The sequence below is a fragment of the Dinoroseobacter shibae DFL 12 = DSM 16493 genome (genome assembly GCF_000018145.1).
GTDB lineage: Bacteria > Pseudomonadota > Alphaproteobacteria > Rhodobacterales > Rhodobacteraceae > Dinoroseobacter > Dinoroseobacter shibae.
In genome coordinates this window covers 2,286,197-2,301,325 of sequence record NC_009952.1, presented here as the reverse complement: position 1 = coordinate 2,301,325, position 15,129 = coordinate 2,286,197, and the positions used below count along the sequence as shown (strand labels likewise).

The window sequence follows — 15,129 nt, the reverse complement described above, 5'->3', positions numbered from 1 at the left end:
GTCTAGCTTCTTCCCTCCGTCCGAGTAGCGCCGCCACGCGCGCCCGATTTCGATTTGTGACGTCCCGACTGGAGAGCGGAAAATGAATCTAAGCGAAGTGACTTCAGTGCCTCTGGCGTCCTTGCCGCTACAAGAGTTTCGGGACCATCTGCGTCTCGGACGTGGTTTCGAAGATGACAGTCTTCAGGATATTGTTCTCGAAACGGCGCTTCTGGCGGCGATCAACGCGATCGAGGATCGGACGGGCAAGGCCCTTCTGCAAAGGGAGTTCAGGCTTGAGCTGACCCATTGGGAGGGGCCGTGTGTCCAGTCCTTGCCACGCGGCCCTCTGATCGCTGTCCGGCGCCTTGCGATCATGCAGATGGACGGCTCGATGGTCGAGTTGTCCGAGGGCGATTATTCCCTGCTGCACGACACGTTTCGGCCCGGTTTGCGCGCCAAGGGCGGGTTTCCGCAAATTCCGACCCATGGAAGCGTCCAGATCGACTTCGAGGCGGGCTATGGCCCGCAGTGGTCGGATGTGCCCGGCAGCCTGGCCCAGGCGGTTTTCATCCTGGCCGCGCATTTCTATGAGGCGCGGGATGGGCAGCAGTCGCGGGGCTTCCCGGCCCTGGTCCGCACGCTGATCTCGGCATTCCGGGATGTGCGGATATTCGGAGGGCGCCGGAAATGACGCCCGTGCTGAGTCGCAAGCTGATCCTGGAAGAGCGCGTGCAGGTGCCGGACGGGGCAGGTGGATTTCAGGAAAGCTGGGAGGCGCGCGGCATGCTTTGGGCGGACGTGCGTATGCGCAGTGGCCGGGAAACGACCCGTCGACCCGCCGTGGCCGTTTCCATGACGTCGTCGCGCATCACCGTACGTGCCGCGCCCTTCGGCAGTCCGAGCCGACCCAAGCCGGATCAGCGATTTCGAGAGGGCAATCGGACCTTTCGGATCCTCGCGGTCGGAGAGGCGGATCACGATGCCCGTTTCCTGACCTGCTTTGTCGATGAGGAGGTTCCGGGATGAGCTATGCGCTGTCAGGTATATTGCAGAGAGCCATCTACCAGCATCTTGTCGGCGACGCCGTTCTGCAATCGCTGGTGGGTGATGCGATCTATGATGCGGTCCCGTCCGGGGTCCTGCCCACGACCTACATCACCCTGGGACCGGAAAACGCCGTCGCACGCGCGGATCGCAGCAGTGCGGCGACGCGCCATGATTTCGTGATCAGCGTGCACACGGAGAAGGACGGGTTCCAGGCGATCAAGGAGGTCGCGGGCGCCATCAGCGATGCGCTTGTCGATGCCCCCCTGAGCCTGAGCCGCGGTTCGCTCAGCACCCTCGAGTTCCTGCGCGCCAAGGCGCGCCGGTCCAGCAACAGTCAGATGCGCCAGGTGGACCTGTGGTTCCGCGCGCGCATCGAAGACGACTAACCCCCAGATTTGGAGAGCCCAATGGCTGTGCAAAAAGGCAAAGACCTTCTGATCAAACTGGACATGACCGGAACGGGTCAGTTTGAAACCATCGCCGGTCTTCGGGCCACGCGGATCACCTTCAACACCGAGACGGTCGATGTGACCTCCCTCGAGAGCGCGGGCGGGTGGCGCGAGCTGCTGGGCGGTGCCGGGGTCAAGAGTGCGTCGCTCTCGGGGTCGGGCGTGTTCCGCGACGAGAATACGGACGAGCGGGCGCGGCAGATCTTCTTCGACGGGGAAGTGCCGAACTTCCAGGTGATCATCCCGGATTTCGGGATCGTGGAGGGGCCCTTCATGATTACCGCGATCGAGTATGCCGGCAGCCAGAATGGCGAGGCCAGCTATGAAATGACCATCGCTTCGGCGGGTCAGATCACCTTCAACGCGATCTGATCCCGATGGCGAACCCTTATGCAGGCGAGGTGGCCCTGACGGTGGATGGGCAGACCTATGCCATGAAACTGACCCTGGGTGTTCTGGCCGAGCTCGAACATGAGCTGGAGGCGGGGTCGCTGGTCGCGGTGGTCGAGCGGTTCGAGGCGGGCCAGTACCGCACGCGCGACGTTCTTCTGTTGCTCAAGGCCGGGTTGCGCGGGGGGGGCTGGACCGGCCAGATCGGCGATCTTGCCCAGGCCGATATCGAGGGCGGTCCGATCCATGCCGCGCGCGCGGCGGCCACGCTTCTGGCGCGGGCCTTTGCGCTGCCGGAGACTGCGAGCGGCCCATGAGCCAGTTCGACTGGCCCGGCCTTCTGCGTCTTGGCCTGGGCTCTCTGAAACTGCGCCCAGAGGAATTCTGGGCACTCACCCCGGTGGAACTGCTGCTGTTGCTCGGTGCGGAAGCCGGTGGCGACGCGCCCCTTGGTCGGGCGCGTCTGGAAGAACTCGTCCGGGAGTTTCCGGACACGACGGAGGTCAGCGAGAATGTCGGATTACGATGAGTTGGACGGGTTCGATGCCCGGATGAACGAGCTGGAGCAGACGCTGGGCGATGCGGCGGCGGTTGCCGGGGCGTTCGATGCCGAGATGAGCCGCCTGCGCGACAGCATGCTCTACACCGAGCGGGAGGCGGCCTCCCTCGGGAGCAGCGTGGGCAGCGGCTTGCGTCGCGCGTTCGACGGGTTGGCCTTCGAGGGGCTGAAACTGTCCGACGCGCTCAAGACGGTGGCGCAGTCGATGGTGGACGCGGCCTACAACACGGCGATGTCGCCGGTGCAAAAGGCGGTGGGCGACACGTTGGCGACGGGTGTCAATTCGCTGATGTCCGGTTTGTTCGGGTTTTCCCATGGGGGCAGCTTTTCGCAGGGTCGCGTGATGCCGTTTGCCAAGGGCGGGGTCGTCACCTCGCCCACGACTTTCCCGATGAAGGGGGCCACCGGGTTGATGGGCGAGGCCGGGCCGGAGGCGATCATGCCGCTGGCGCGCGGTGCCGATGGGCGGCTCGGCGTGCGGGCCGACGGGGCAGGGGGTGGGCGGCCGGTGCAGGTCGTGATCAACATCTCCACCCCCGATGTGGAGAGCTTCCGCCGGTCCCGCAGCCAGTTGGCCGCGGATATGGGGCGCGCGCTGACGCTCGGCCAGAGAAACCGCTGAGAGGGGCAGGATCATGCAATTCCATGAAGTGAGGTTCCCCGCGAACCTGAGTTTCGGCTCCACCGGCGGGCCGGAGCGGCGGACCGAGATCGTCACCCTGGCCAACGGGTTCGAGGAGCGCAACACGCCCTGGTCCCAGTCGCGCCGCCGCTATGACGCGGGCGTGGGGATGCGGTCGCTGAACGACATCGAGGCGCTGATCGGGTTCTTCGAGGCGCGCCAGGGCCAGATGTACGGGTTTCGCTGGAAGGACTGGGCCGACTTCAAGAGTTGTGCGCCCTCGGAAACGGTGGCGTTCGAAGATCAGGCGCTCGGCAGAGGCGATGGGGAGACCCGGATCTTTCAGTTGATCAAAAGGTATCGGTCCGGGGCACAGTTCTATGCGCGCACCATCACGAAGCCCGTCGCCGGAACGGTGCGGGCCGGGATCGACGGTGTTCAATTGTCCGAAGCTGTGCATTTCGAGGTGGATACGGTGGCTGGGCAGCTGGTCTTTACGGACCCTCCGGAGAACGGGGCGGAGGTGACGGCCGGTTTCGAGTTCGACGTGCCGGTTCGGTTCGATACGGACCGCATCCGGACGTCGGTTGCGTCCTTCCAGGCCGGGGATATCCCCTCGGTTCCCGTGGTGGAGTTGCGGATATGAGCGCGGGTGAACAGGCGCTGAATGCGCATCTTGCCAGCGGGCTGACCACATTGTGCCGGTGCTGGCTGGTGAGGCGCCGGGATGGCAAGACGCTGGGCTTTACGGACCATGACCGGGATCTGTCCTTCGAGGGCGTGGTGTTCGCAGCCGATAGCGGTCTTGTCGCCTCGGCGTTGCAGCAGTCCACGGGGTTGTCGGTCGACAATTCCGAGGCGATCGGGGCGCTGTCCAACGCGGCGATCTCGGAGGTGGACATTCGGGCTGGCCGTTTCGACGGGGCGGAGGTTCAGATCTGGCTGGTGAACTGGGTGGAGCCGGATATGCGCAAGCTGCAGTTCCGCGGCACGCTCGGGGAGCTCCAGCAGGTGGATGGGGCGTTCCGTGCGGAGTTGCGCGGGCTTGCCGAGATGCTCAACCAGCCGCAGGGGCGGATCTACCAGCGCGATTGTACCGCGTTGCTCGGGGATCGGTCGTGCAAGTTGGCGCTGTCGGCCGCGGAGTTCACGGCAGAAGCGCCGATCCTCAGCCAGAGCGACAATCGCATCTTCGCGTTCGCGCCGCTGGAGGCCTACGACCTGACCTGGTTCGAGCGCGGGCGGCTGGAGGTGGTGACCGGTGAGGCGGCTGGCCTGCAGGCGCTGATCAAGAACGACCGCTGGTACGATAATCGGCGAGAAATCGAGGTTTGGGAGGCGCTGGGTCAATCGGTCCAGCCCGGAGACATCGTGCGTCTCGAAGCGGGCTGTGACAAGCGGATGTCCACCTGCCGGTTCAAGTTCAACAACGTGAAGAATTTCCAGGGTTTCCCGTTCATTCCGGGCGATGACTGGCTTGTCAGCTACCCCACGCGGGGCGGTCAGAACGATGGCGGGAGTTTGTCCTCATGAGCTGTGCAGACCGCGTGGTTGCGGAAGCTCGTGGCTGGGTAGGCACGCCTTATGTGCACCAGGCATCCGCCCGCGGGGCCGGTGCCGATTGTCTCGGGCTCGTGCGCGGGGTCTGGCGCGGGGTGTTCGGCGACGAGCCGGAAGCGGTTCCGCCTTATACCCCGGACTGGTCCGAGCCGCAGCGCGACGAGATCCTCTGGCGCGGCGCGGCGCGACACTTGCAGCAAAAGCGGGTCGAGGACGCGGCGGTAGGCGATGTTCTGCTGTTTCGGATGCGCGCGTCCGGTGTGGCCAAGCATCTCGGCATCCAGTCCGAGGTCGGGCCGCTGCCTTGCTTCATACATGCCTATTCAGGTCATGGGGTCATCGAAAGCCCTCTGTCCCGGCCCTGGGCGCGGCGGATCGCGGCGCGCTTTGCTTTCCCGGTAGGAGACTAATCCATGGCGACCATCGTTTTATCCGCAGCCGGAGCGGCCATTGGCACATCGCTCGGCGGGGCGGCTTTCGGGCTGTCCGCGACGGTTATCGGACGGGCCATCGGGGCCACGATTGGCCGTGCCGTCGATCAGCGCCTGATGGGAGCCGGCTCGGCCGCGGTGGAAACGGGGCGGATCGACCGGTTCCGGATCTCGAATGCGAGCGAAGGCGATGTGATCCCGATGGTGTTCGGGAAGATGCGCGTTGCCGGACAGGTCATCTGGGCCTCCCGGTTCAAGGAGACCAGTTCCTCGTCCGGGGGCGGCAAGGGCGCACCGGCGCGGCCGAAGGTGACCAGTTTCACCTATACCGTGAGCCTAGCAATCGCGCTCTGTGAAGGCGAGATCCAGAGTGTGGGCCGGGTGTGGGCCGATGGCGTTGAAATCTCGCAAAGTGATCTGAACCTGCGGGTGTACTATGGCGCGCATGATCAGACGCCGGACCCCAAGATCGAGGCAGTCGAAGGTGCAGGCAGCGTGCCGGCATTTCGCGGCACCGCCTATGTCGTGATCGAGGATCTGGACCTGGGGCAGTATGGCAACCGGGTGCCGCAGTTCAGCTTCGAGGTCTTCCGTCCTGCCCAGCCGGAGGGCGGCGCGCCGCCGCTTGCAAGCCGGATACCGGGTGTGGCGATGATCCCGGGGACGGGGGAATACGCGCTGGCGACGACGCCTGTGCACTGGACCTCGGGGCCGGGTGCCAACACCTCGATCAATATCAACACGCCCGGGGCCGAGACCGATTTCGATGTCTCGTTGCAGAGCCTTCAGCGGGATTTGCCGAACTGCAATTCGGCCTTGCTGGTGGTGAGTTGGTTCGGGAACGATCTGCGCTGCGGAGAGTGCGAGCTACGCCCGAAGGTAGATCAGAAGCGATACGAAGGGGTCCAGATGCCCTATCGCGTGGGCAGCTTTGCGCGGGACGATCTGATGGAAGTACCGCGCGTGGATGGCGCGCAGATCTATGGCGGTACGCCCTGCGATCGGTCGGTCATCGAAGCGATTTTGGCATTGAAAGACGCGGGCAAGAGCGTTGTTTTCTATCCCTTTATCCTGATGGAGCAGCTTGCGGGCAATGATTTGCCGAACCCCTATTCCGGGCAGCCGGGCCAGCCGGTCTTGCCTTGGCGCGGGCGTATCACAAGCTCGCTCGCCCCGGGCCAGGACGGCTCGCCCGACGGTACCGCGGATGCAGAGACCGAAGTGGCGCGGTTTTTCGGGAATGCGTCGGCGTCCGATATCGCGATCTCGGGCAATTCGGTATCGTGGAATTCGGGCGTGGATTGGAAGTACCGGCACTTCATTCTCCACTATGCGCGGCTGTGCGCGGCGGCGGGTGGTGTCGATGCATTCTGCATCGGGTCGGAGATGCGGGCCCTGACGCAAATTCGTGGAGCCGACAACAGCTTCCCGGCGGTGGAAGCCTTGCGCGATCTGGCGCGGGACGTCCGTGCGATCCTGGGGAACGAGACCAAGATCGGGTATGCCGCCGATTGGTCGGAGTATTTCGGGTACCATCCTCAGGATGGCTCGGGCGATGTGTTCTTCCACCTTGACCCGCTTTGGGCGGACGAGGCGATCGACTTCATCGGGATCGACAACTACATGCCCCTATCCGATTGGCGTGACGGGCTGGATCATGCGGACGGGGATGCCGGGTCGATCTACAACGCGGCATACCTTCGGGACGGGGTTGCCGGAGGGGAAGGGTACGACTGGTTCTATGCCTCCGAGTCCGACCGCCGCGCACAGATACGCACACCCATCGAAGACGGTCTGGCCGGGGAGCCTTGGGTGTTCCGCTACAAGGATCTGGTTGGGTGGTGGTCGAACCATCACCATGACCGGATCAATGGCGAACGCCAAGCGCAGCATAGCCCTTGGGTGCCGGGCAGCAAGCCGATCTGGTTCACGGAAGTTGGCTGTGCGGCGGTCGACAAGGCTACGAACCAGCCCAACAAGTTCGTGGACATTCGTTCGTCGGAGTCCGCGTTGCCATGGTTCTCGGATGGTCGACGCGATGATCTGATCCAACAGGCCTACTACGACGCCACGCTGGGCTACTGGACGGACCCTGACAACAACCCGAGTTCCGATCTGTATGAGGGGCGGATGCTGGATACGGAGCGTATCCACGCCTGGGCCTGGGACGCTCGGCCCTGGCCGTATTTCCCGAATAACGGCGTCCTTTGGGCGGATTCGCCGAACTATGCCCGTGGCCACTGGATCGGCGGTCGGATCACGGCGCAGTCGCTGGCGGAAGTCGTCAGGGAAATCTGCCTGCGGGCTGGAGTAACCGAGGTCGATGTGAGCGAATTGGCGGGTCTGGTCCGTGGCTACGTCGTGGACAACATCTCGTCAGCCCGTGCATCCCTGCAACCCCTGATGCTGGCGCATGGCTTCGAAGCGGTGGAGCGAAACGGGACCCTCGTGTTCCGAAGCCGCAGGCAGGAAAGAGCGACCGAGGTGGACCCTGACCTCTTCGCGGTGGACAGTGACCTCGAAGGGGTATTGCAACTGACGCGCGCGCCCAATGCGGAATTGTCCGGGCGTGTTCAGCTGCGGTACATCGAAGAGGGCGGGGACTATGCCACCCGGTCTGCGGAGGCGCTCTTCCCGGATGAGACATCCAACATCGTGTCGCAGTCCAGCTTTCCGATCAGCCTGACCTACTCGGAGGGTAAGGCCATCGTCGAACGGTGGTTGGCGGAATCGCGTGTTGCAAGAGAGACCGCGCGGTTTGCCTTGCCGCCGTCGCGGTCGGATATCAAAGCCGGAGAAACCCTCCAGCTTCCCCATGGATCGGGGGGTTCGGCTCTGTTTCGGGTGGATCGGATCGAAGAAGGCCTGCAGCGTAGCATAGATGCGGTTCGGGTTTCGGACACGGTCTACACGGCGAGCGACGCGGTGGAGGAGCTTCCTCCGGTCAAGCCCTTCTCGCCGCCCGTTCCGGTTTTCCCGGTCTTTCTGGATCTGCCCCTCATCACGGGGGACGAGGTGCCCCATGCGCCTCATCTCGCCGTGACGGCGCGGCCCTGGCCAGGCAGTGTTGCGGTGTACAGTTCAGCGGAGGACGCAGGGTACGAACTCGAGAAGTTCGTTGGATCACCCGCGACCCTCGGGGTCACGGAGACGGATCTTCCGCGGGCGCGGCCGGGGATATGGGACCTTGGGGCGCCGCTTCGGGTCAGGCTCACCTCCGGTCAGTTCAACTCGGTTGACACAGAAGCGGTTCTGCGCGGCGCAAATCTGGTGGCCATCGGGTCGGGCTCTGCCTCAGGTTGGGAGTTGTTCCAGTTCCAGACCGCCGAGCTTGTCGCAGCTGACACTTTCGAGTTGTCGAACCGCTTGCGCGGGCAACTGGGGACCGAGACGGACATGGCCGATATCTGGCCGACCGGCAGCTACGTTGTCTTGATCAATGGCGCGGTGGAGCAGGTGAACTTGGCATCCCAGGCCGTCGGTTTGCCGAGGCACTACCGGATCGGGCCGGCGCAACGCCCCATAGATGACCCGACCTTCATCCACGTGTCCGAAGCGTTTTCGGGCATTGGTCTTCGACCTTATGCGCCGGTGCATGTTACGGCTCGGTATTCGGCGGATGGCGTCCGGGTGAGTTTTGTCAGGCGCGCACGGATTGATGGGGACCGCTGGGACCTGGAAGAGATACCCCTCGGCGAGTCGACGGAACGTTACTTGGTGCGTGTGCGTGCCCTCGATGAGACGCTTTTGCGTGAGGTCACGGTAACTCAGACAGTTTGGGACTACACCGCGGAGATGTATGCGGAGGATGGCGCGCCAGCCGGGGCCATTCTCGAAGTTGCACAGATTTCCGACCGGTTTGGTCCAGGCTCTTTCGGAAGGACTATCTTCTATGGCTAACAGCCCCAATATCGAACTGCCCTTCGTCGAGGCGGCGCAGGCGCAGAAGCACGTAACGGTGAATGAGAGCTTGCTGCGGCTCGACGCGGTCTCGCAGCTTGTTTTGCAGTCGCTGTCCGAAACCGTGCCACCCAATGATGCAGAGGATGGGGAGGTGTACGCGGTGCCGCAGGGTGCGCAGCCTCCCTGGCAAGCCTTGCCTGGCAAGCTCGCGCTGCGGAGCAATGGCGGTTGGGTTACGATCACGCCGCGACCGGGCTGGCAGGCGTGGGTGGTCGAACTCGGCGCGCTTTGCGTTTTCGATGGCAGCGGCTGGGTGTCCGTCGGCCCAGGAGCGGCCGGTGCCGGGCCGAGATTCGAGGCGATCGAATTCGAGCATACTGTCCAGAGTGGTGGTGCTCAGGACACCACGGTCGTTATCCCTGCGCAGTCCTCGGTGATTGGTGTCACCGCGCGCGTGTCAGATGAAATCACAGGCAATTTGACATCCTGGCGGCTTGGTGCGGGAGGCTCCGACAATCGCTACGGATCCGGGTTTGGAACGGCGCACAATTCCTTCGTGCGGGGGCTGACCGGCGCGCCCTTGGCTTACTACGCGGACACGCCACTGATCCTGACGCCCGAGAATGGCGCGTTTTCGGGCGGTGCGGTGCGGTTCGTGATCCACATGCTTCAGATCGACATTCCAGACCTTGTGTGATGCAGCGGCTCGGTCTTGAGGAGGTCGTGACACTTGCACGATCCTTGGTGTCGATCCCGTACGAAGACCAAGAACGGTTTTGCCTCGAGCTGTTTTCTGCGGCGCATGTCCATCACAAGATCGCCAAGCGTCTGGGCGGGCGGAAGGCGCGGGAGTATCAACCGGTGCTCCCGCCCGCACCCAGTGCTTGCGATATGTCGCGCGACGTCGTGTCTGAGTTGAGCGCGGAGTTTTGCAGCGTATTCAGTGCGTTGCGTGCGTGGCGCGGTCTTCAGGCGCAGAGAGGCGGCGCTCCGAACCGATAGACGACTTGCGAGGTGGCCTCGAATTCCTTACCTGTTTTGCACAGAGTATTGGAGTTCACGGGATGGGCAAAGCGTCGAAATCGCTGAAAGCAGTTGATCCGGTCTGGCACCGGATCGGTGAAGAAGCCCGTCTGGCCGTGGCGGACGAGCAACTGCTGGGAGGGCTTGTCCATTCAAGCATCTTGCATCATGCAACGTTTGAGGCGGCTCTGGCCTACAGGATTACACTGAAGCTTTCGTCGCCGGAGATGTCTGCCCAAACGCTGCGCCAACTCGTCGATGACGCGTTTGCATCGGATGCAACACTTGGGGTTGCGGCGCGTGCTGACCTGGTTGCTGTTTACGAGCGGGATCCGGCGTGCCATCGCTTGATGCAACCTTTGTTGTACTTCAAGGGTTTCCAGGCGGTTCAAGCTTATCGCGTGGGGCATTGGCTTTACAGCCAAGGGCGGCATGACCTTGCGTATTTCGTGCAGATGCGGGTCAGCGAAGTGTTCGGTGTCGATATCCATCCCGCTGCGAAGATCGGGCAGGGGATCATGATCGACCATGCCCATTCGATCGTGATAGGGGAGACGGCCGTGGTGGGAGACAATGTCTCCATGCTGCATTCCGTGACCCTGGGCGGGACCGGCAAGGAAGATGATGATCGTCACCCGAAAATCGGCGATGGCGTTCTGATCGGGGCCGGCGCGCATGTGTTGGGCAATATCACGATCGGTCACTGTTCCCGCATCGCGGCGGGCTCTGTGGTTCTGAGTGACGTGCCGCCCTGCAAGACTGTTGCGGGCGTTCCGGCCAAGATCGTTGGGGAGGCTGGTTGCGCGCAGCCCTCGGTCACCATGGATCAGCTTCTGTCAGAATCCATCTGAAGCGTAAAACGCGCCTATGCCAGAAGAAGAAGCGGGTTTTCGAGGCCTGATACGATCTCTGCCAGAAGTGCGGCGCCAACCGAGCCGTCGATGACGCGGTGGTCCACCGACAGCGTCATGGACATCTGCGTCGCAACTGTTACAGCCCCATCCGCGTCGACGGTCGGCTTTTTGACACCTGCCCCCACGGCGAGAATGGCCCCGTGGGGTGGGTTGATCACCGCGTCGAAATTCTCGATTCCGAACATGCCGAGATTGGAAATGGCGAAGGTACCGCCGACATATTCACTCGGCGCAAGTTTGCGCTCGCGCGCGCGGGCTGCGAGGTCTTTCATTTCCTCTGAAAGGGCGGAAATCGACTTTTGATCCGCATCCTTGATCACGGGCGTGAACAGGCCGCCCTCGATCGCCACTGCAACCGCGACATCGGACCTCTGCATCTGCAGGATGCGGTCCTCTGCCCAGACAGCATTGGCGTGGGGCACGCTCTGCAGTGCTCGGGCACAGGCCTTTATCACGAAATCATTGACGCTCAGTTTCTTGCCGCTGGGCGCGAGTTGCGCATTCAACTCGGTTCGGAAAGTCAGCAGGGCATCAAGATTGGCCGCTCTGCGCAGGTAGAAATGCGGGATCGTCTGTTTGGCCTCCGTCAGGCGCGCGGCGATGGTCTTTCGCATGCCATCGAGCGAAACTTCGGTGAAGGGACGATCCGCGAAGATCGATGCTACGGACGAAGCCGATTTCGGACCCTCTGGCTGGCGGGTTTGGGGTGCGGCAGCCTGTTCCGGAACGGCAGCCGGCTGTTCTGCGGCATCTACATCTGCCTTCACGATGCGGCCATGCGGACCTGAGCCCCGGATCTCGGAAAGGTCCAGACCTTTCTGTTTTGCCAGGCGCCGGGCGAGGGGGCTGGCGAACACACGATCTCCGGTTTTTGGCGGCGGTGCTTTGGCAGTCTCTTGCGGGGCGGCCTCTTGTTGGACGGAGGCGGGCTCCGGCGGTTGCTCCGCAGGCTTCTCCGCGCCGAGCTCCTCGCCCTCTTCGAGCAGGATCGCGATGAGCGTGTTGACCTTCACATCGTCCGTGCCCGCAGCAACGAGGATCTTGCCGATGATGCCATCATCAACAGCCTCGAACTCCATCGTGGCCTTGTCGGTCTCGATTTCGGCGAGCAGGTCTCCGGACGAGACGCTGTCGCCTTCCTTGACCATCCATTTCGCGAGCGTGCCTTCCTCCATGGTCGGAGACAGCGCAGGCATCAGAATCTCGGTAGCCATCCCTACCCCTCCCTCAGCGGTACGTAACCTTGTGAACGGCCTCAATCACTTCATCGGTCGTCACAAGGGCCAGTTTTTCGAGGTTTGCGGCATAGGGCATCGGGACATCCTTGCCGGTCAGGTTGATCACGGGCGCATCGAGATAGTCGAACGCTTCCTGCATCAAAACGGCCGAGATGTGGTTTCCGATGGAGGCCACCGGGAAGCCTTCCTCGACAGTCACGCAACGGTTGGTTTTCTGCACCGATGCGATCACGGTTTCGGTATCGAGCGGCCGGAGGGTCCGCAGATCGACCACTTCCGCGCTGATGCCATCCTTGGCCAACCGATCCGCGGCTTCGAGCGCGTAGGTCATGCCGATCCCGAAGCTGACGATGGTGACATCGCGCCCTTCGCGCCAGATCCGCGCCTTGCCAAAGGGCACTGTGTAGTCGTCGATCATGGGCACTTCGAAACTGCGGCCGTAGAGGATTTCGTTCTCCAGGAAGATCACCGGGTTCGGATCGCGTATGGCGGATTTCAGCAGGCCTTTCGCGTCGGAGGCGGAGTAGGGCATCGCCACCTTCAGCCCCGGAATATGCGCATACCATGCGGCGGAGTCCTGGCTGTGTTGTGCGGCGACGCGCGCGGCCGCGCCATTGGGGCCGCGGAACACGATGGGGCAGCCCATCTGGCCGCCGGACATGTAAAGGGTCTTGGCCGCGGAGTTTATGATCTGGTCGATCGCCTGCATCGCGAAGTTGAAGGTCATGAACTCCACGATCGGGTTGAGCCCTCCAAATGCAGCTCCCACCGCAAGTCCCGCGAAGCCGTGTTCGGTAATCGGCGTGTCGATCACCCGCTTGGAGCCGAATTCGTCCAGCAAACCTTGGCTGATTTTGTAGGCGCCCTGATATTCGGCCACCTCTTCGCCCATCAGGAATACGTTCTCGTTCCGGCGCATTTCCTCGGCCATGGCGTCGCGCAGAGCTTCGCGCACGGTCATGGATTTCATCTGCGTGCCCGGGGGCAAATCCGGCTCGTCCGGGATGACGATTCTTGCCGGGGTCACCGGCGCGGCAGGCGCGGGCTGTTGATCGGTCGCCTCATCCGAAGGCGCTGCGGCGACCGTGTCGCTGAGGGTTTCGCCATCCTGGATCAGCACGGCAATCGCGGTGTTCACGGCGACACCATCCGTGCCGCTTTCGACCAGGATCTTGCCGATGATCCCTTCATCGACCGCTTCGAACTCCATGGTCGCCTTGTCGGTTTCAATCTCGGCGAGGATGTCCCCTGAGGAAACGCTGTCGCCTTCCTTCACGAACCATTTCGCCAGCGTGCCTTCCTCCATGGTCGGAGACAAGGCGGGCATGAGAATTTCTGTGGCCATGGTCGTCTCCCCTCAAGCTTCGGCGTAAATGTCGGTCCAGAGCTCGGACAGGGCCGGCTCAGGGCTCTCGCGGGAGAATTCCGCCGCCTCGTTGACCACGGCCTTGATCTCCTTGTCTATTGCCTTCAACTCATCTTCACTCGCATGATTGCCGCTCAGGAGCATCTCGCGCACATGCTCGATGGCATCGCGTTGCTCGCGCACTTTCTGGACTTCTTCACGGGTGCGGTACTTCGCGGGATCAGACATGGAATGCCCTCGGTAGCGATATGTCTTGACCTCGAGGATGTAGGGGCCCTTGCCTGCGCGACAGTGGGCAACCGCCTTCTCGCCGGCAGCCTTCACCGCCAGAACGTCCATGCCGTCGACCTCTTCCCCGGGGATACCATAGGCCGCGCCCCGTTCCCAAAGAGATGGTGACTTGGTTGAGCGCGCCACGGAGGTTCCCATCGCGTACTGGTTGTTCTCGATCACGAAGACCACCGGCAGCATCCACAACTCTGCCATGTTGTAGGTTTCGTAGACCTGCCCCTGGTTCGCGGCACCGTCGCCGAAATAGGCGAAGGTCACACGATCATTGCCCCTGTACTTGTCCGAAAACGCTAGCCCAGCGCCGATTGGCACCTGCGCACCGACGATACCGTGCCCGCCATAGAAGTGCTTCTCCTTCGAGAACATGTGCATCGAGCCGCCCTTGCCCTTGGAGTAGCCCCCCTCGCGTCCGGTCAGTTCGGCCATCACACCCTTGGGGTCCATCCCGCAGGCCAGCATGTGGCCGTGGTCCCGGTAGCTCGTGACGCGCTTGTCGCCGTCTTCGGCGGCGGCTTCGAGGCCGACGACCACCGCTTCCTGGCCGATGTAAAGGTGACAGAAGCCTCCGATCAGACCCATCCCGTAGAGCTGGCCTGCCTTTTCCTCGAACCTGCGGATCAGCAGCATCTCCCGATAGTAGGACATCAGGTCCTCTTTCGAGACGTTGGGTTTCTTCGTGGAGCGGCGTGCTGCCATGGTCGGCCCTCCCAAGCACGAACGAATGGTTTAATGTTAAACTAAAGGAAGGCGTTTTTCGCGTCAATCACCTCTGCGCAGCGACGTGTCGGCAGTGGCCTAGCGGATGACGATTTCGTTCGGCCGGGCATAGCCGAGCACATCCCGCGCCCGCTCGTCCAGCAGGTCGAGGTCGAGAAACTGGTCGGACAGGCGCAGCGTCTTGTTCTCCAAGGCGCGTAACTCGCCCTGCAGCAGGGCCAGTTCTGCCCGCAGGCGGGCTTCTTCTGCCTCGGCCTGGACGCGGTTGAAAAGGCCATACTCGCCCTGCACGGCGTGAAACACGAAATACGTACCCACGAGGAACGCGATCAGGGTCACCACGGCCCCATGCACGGCGGAGTGTTTCGGTTTACTGGTCATATCTGCCTCTTGCCCGTCTCTGTCGGACGGTGCGTGCATCATGCCACAGAGCTGAGTCGCTGTGAATCCCCTAACTCGCCGCTTGTTTGGCTAAGGTTTCTTGCAGTTGCGGTGTCTGTCCGCAGCCATCGCAGAAGACGCGCGGCAGGATAGATGCGCAAATGTCTTTACCTGACCTTGCGCGGCGGTGCCTCTGCCTTTTGTCCAAGACGTCCGCCATGGCACGCAAAAGGCCCCGGCGGGGCGGGGCCTGCGA

General features: G+C 62.8%; 17 protein-coding genes. 13 read left to right on the top strand and 4 right to left on the bottom strand.

Annotation, left to right across the window (positions count from 1 at the left end; genetic code table 11):
- Window positions 1–82: 82 nt before the first annotated feature.
- The 13 genes from DSHI_RS11060 to cysE all read left to right on the top strand — a co-directional run bounded on the left by DSHI_RS11060 (window position 83) and on the right by cysE (window position 10,817).
- Window positions 83–673: a head-tail connector protein gene (locus tag DSHI_RS11060; RefSeq protein WP_012178841.1), complete on the top strand. Its 591-nt coding sequence runs from the start codon at window positions 83–85 to the stop codon at window positions 671–673.
- Window positions 670–1,008, top strand: coding sequence for a head-tail adaptor protein (locus DSHI_RS11055; protein ID WP_012178840.1), 339 nt, complete (start codon window positions 670–672; stop codon window positions 1,006–1,008). Before DSHI_RS11060 ends, DSHI_RS11055 begins: the two co-directional genes overlap by 4 nt.
- Window positions 1,005–1,415 (top strand): DUF3168 domain-containing protein, encoded by a 411-nt coding sequence (locus DSHI_RS11050; RefSeq protein ID WP_012178839.1) that lies wholly within the window; start codon window positions 1,005–1,007, stop codon window positions 1,413–1,415. The genes DSHI_RS11055 and DSHI_RS11050 overlap by 4 nt, the downstream gene beginning before the upstream one ends.
- A gap of 21 nt (window positions 1,416–1,436) precedes the next feature.
- A complete protein-coding gene (locus DSHI_RS11045) occupies window positions 1,437–1,850 on the top strand; it encodes a phage major tail protein, TP901-1 family (RefSeq protein WP_012178838.1) in 414 nt (137 codons plus the stop codon).
- Window positions 1,851–1,855: 5 nt separating this feature from the next.
- Window positions 1,856–2,185 (top strand): gene transfer agent family protein, encoded by a 330-nt coding sequence (locus DSHI_RS11040; protein WP_012178837.1) that lies wholly within the window; start codon window positions 1,856–1,858, stop codon window positions 2,183–2,185.
- On the top strand, window positions 2,182–2,397 hold the full coding sequence (locus DSHI_RS11035; protein ID WP_012178836.1) for a rcc01693 family protein: 216 nt from the start codon (window positions 2,182–2,184) through the stop codon (window positions 2,395–2,397). The genes DSHI_RS11040 and DSHI_RS11035 overlap by 4 nt, the downstream gene beginning before the upstream one ends.
- Window positions 2,381–3,049: a phage tail tape measure protein gene (locus DSHI_RS11030; RefSeq protein ID WP_012178835.1), complete on the top strand. Its 669-nt coding sequence runs from the start codon at window positions 2,381–2,383 to the stop codon at window positions 3,047–3,049. Before DSHI_RS11035 ends, DSHI_RS11030 begins: the two co-directional genes overlap by 17 nt.
- A 13-nt stretch (window positions 3,050–3,062) precedes the next feature.
- Entirely contained in the window at window positions 3,063–3,695 is a 633-nt protein-coding gene (locus DSHI_RS11025) for a DUF2460 domain-containing protein (protein ID WP_012178834.1), read from the top strand.
- Window positions 3,692–4,582: a DUF2163 domain-containing protein gene (locus tag DSHI_RS11020; protein ID WP_012178833.1), complete on the top strand. Its 891-nt coding sequence runs from the start codon at window positions 3,692–3,694 to the stop codon at window positions 4,580–4,582. Before DSHI_RS11025 ends, DSHI_RS11020 begins: the two co-directional genes overlap by 4 nt.
- Window positions 4,579–5,019: an NlpC/P60 family protein gene (locus DSHI_RS11015; protein ID WP_012178832.1), complete on the top strand. Its 441-nt coding sequence runs from the start codon at window positions 4,579–4,581 to the stop codon at window positions 5,017–5,019. The genes DSHI_RS11020 and DSHI_RS11015 overlap by 4 nt, the downstream gene beginning before the upstream one ends.
- A 3-nt stretch (window positions 5,020–5,022) precedes the next feature.
- The gene (locus tag DSHI_RS11010) at window positions 5,023–8,940 is read left to right on the top strand and encodes a baseplate multidomain protein megatron (RefSeq protein WP_012178831.1); all 3,918 of its coding nucleotides are present in this window, start codon (window positions 5,023–5,025) and stop codon (window positions 8,938–8,940) included.
- On the top strand, window positions 8,933–9,640 hold the full coding sequence (locus DSHI_RS11005; protein ID WP_012178830.1) for a DUF2793 domain-containing protein: 708 nt from the start codon (window positions 8,933–8,935) through the stop codon (window positions 9,638–9,640). Before DSHI_RS11010 ends, DSHI_RS11005 begins: the two co-directional genes overlap by 8 nt.
- Window positions 9,641–10,007: 367 nt before the next feature.
- Entirely contained in the window at window positions 10,008–10,817 is an 810-nt protein-coding gene (cysE, locus tag DSHI_RS10995) for a serine O-acetyltransferase (protein ID WP_012178829.1), read from the top strand.
- Between the two features lie 14 nt (window positions 10,818–10,831).
- Here cysE and DSHI_RS10990 read toward each other — a convergent pair whose 3' ends face one another.
- The 4 genes from DSHI_RS10990 to DSHI_RS10975 all read right to left on the bottom strand — a co-directional run bounded on the left by DSHI_RS10990 (window position 10,832) and on the right by DSHI_RS10975 (window position 14,873).
- Complete coding sequence (locus DSHI_RS10990) at window positions 10,832–12,094, bottom strand: pyruvate dehydrogenase complex dihydrolipoamide acetyltransferase (protein WP_012178828.1); 1,263 nt, start codon at window positions 12,092–12,094, stop codon at window positions 10,832–10,834.
- 13 nt (window positions 12,095–12,107) lie between these two features.
- A complete protein-coding gene (locus DSHI_RS10985) occupies window positions 12,108–13,463 on the bottom strand; it encodes a pyruvate dehydrogenase complex E1 component subunit beta (protein ID WP_012178827.1) in 1,356 nt (451 codons plus the stop codon).
- Between the two features lie 12 nt (window positions 13,464–13,475).
- Window positions 13,476–14,471, bottom strand: a complete 996-nt coding sequence (pdhA, locus tag DSHI_RS10980; protein WP_012178826.1) for a pyruvate dehydrogenase (acetyl-transferring) E1 component subunit alpha — start codon at window positions 14,469–14,471, stop codon at window positions 13,476–13,478.
- A gap of 99 nt (window positions 14,472–14,570) precedes the next feature.
- Entirely contained in the window at window positions 14,571–14,873 is a 303-nt protein-coding gene (locus DSHI_RS10975; protein WP_012178825.1) for an FtsB family cell division protein, read from the bottom strand.
- Between the last annotated feature and the right edge of the window lie 256 nt (window positions 14,874–15,129).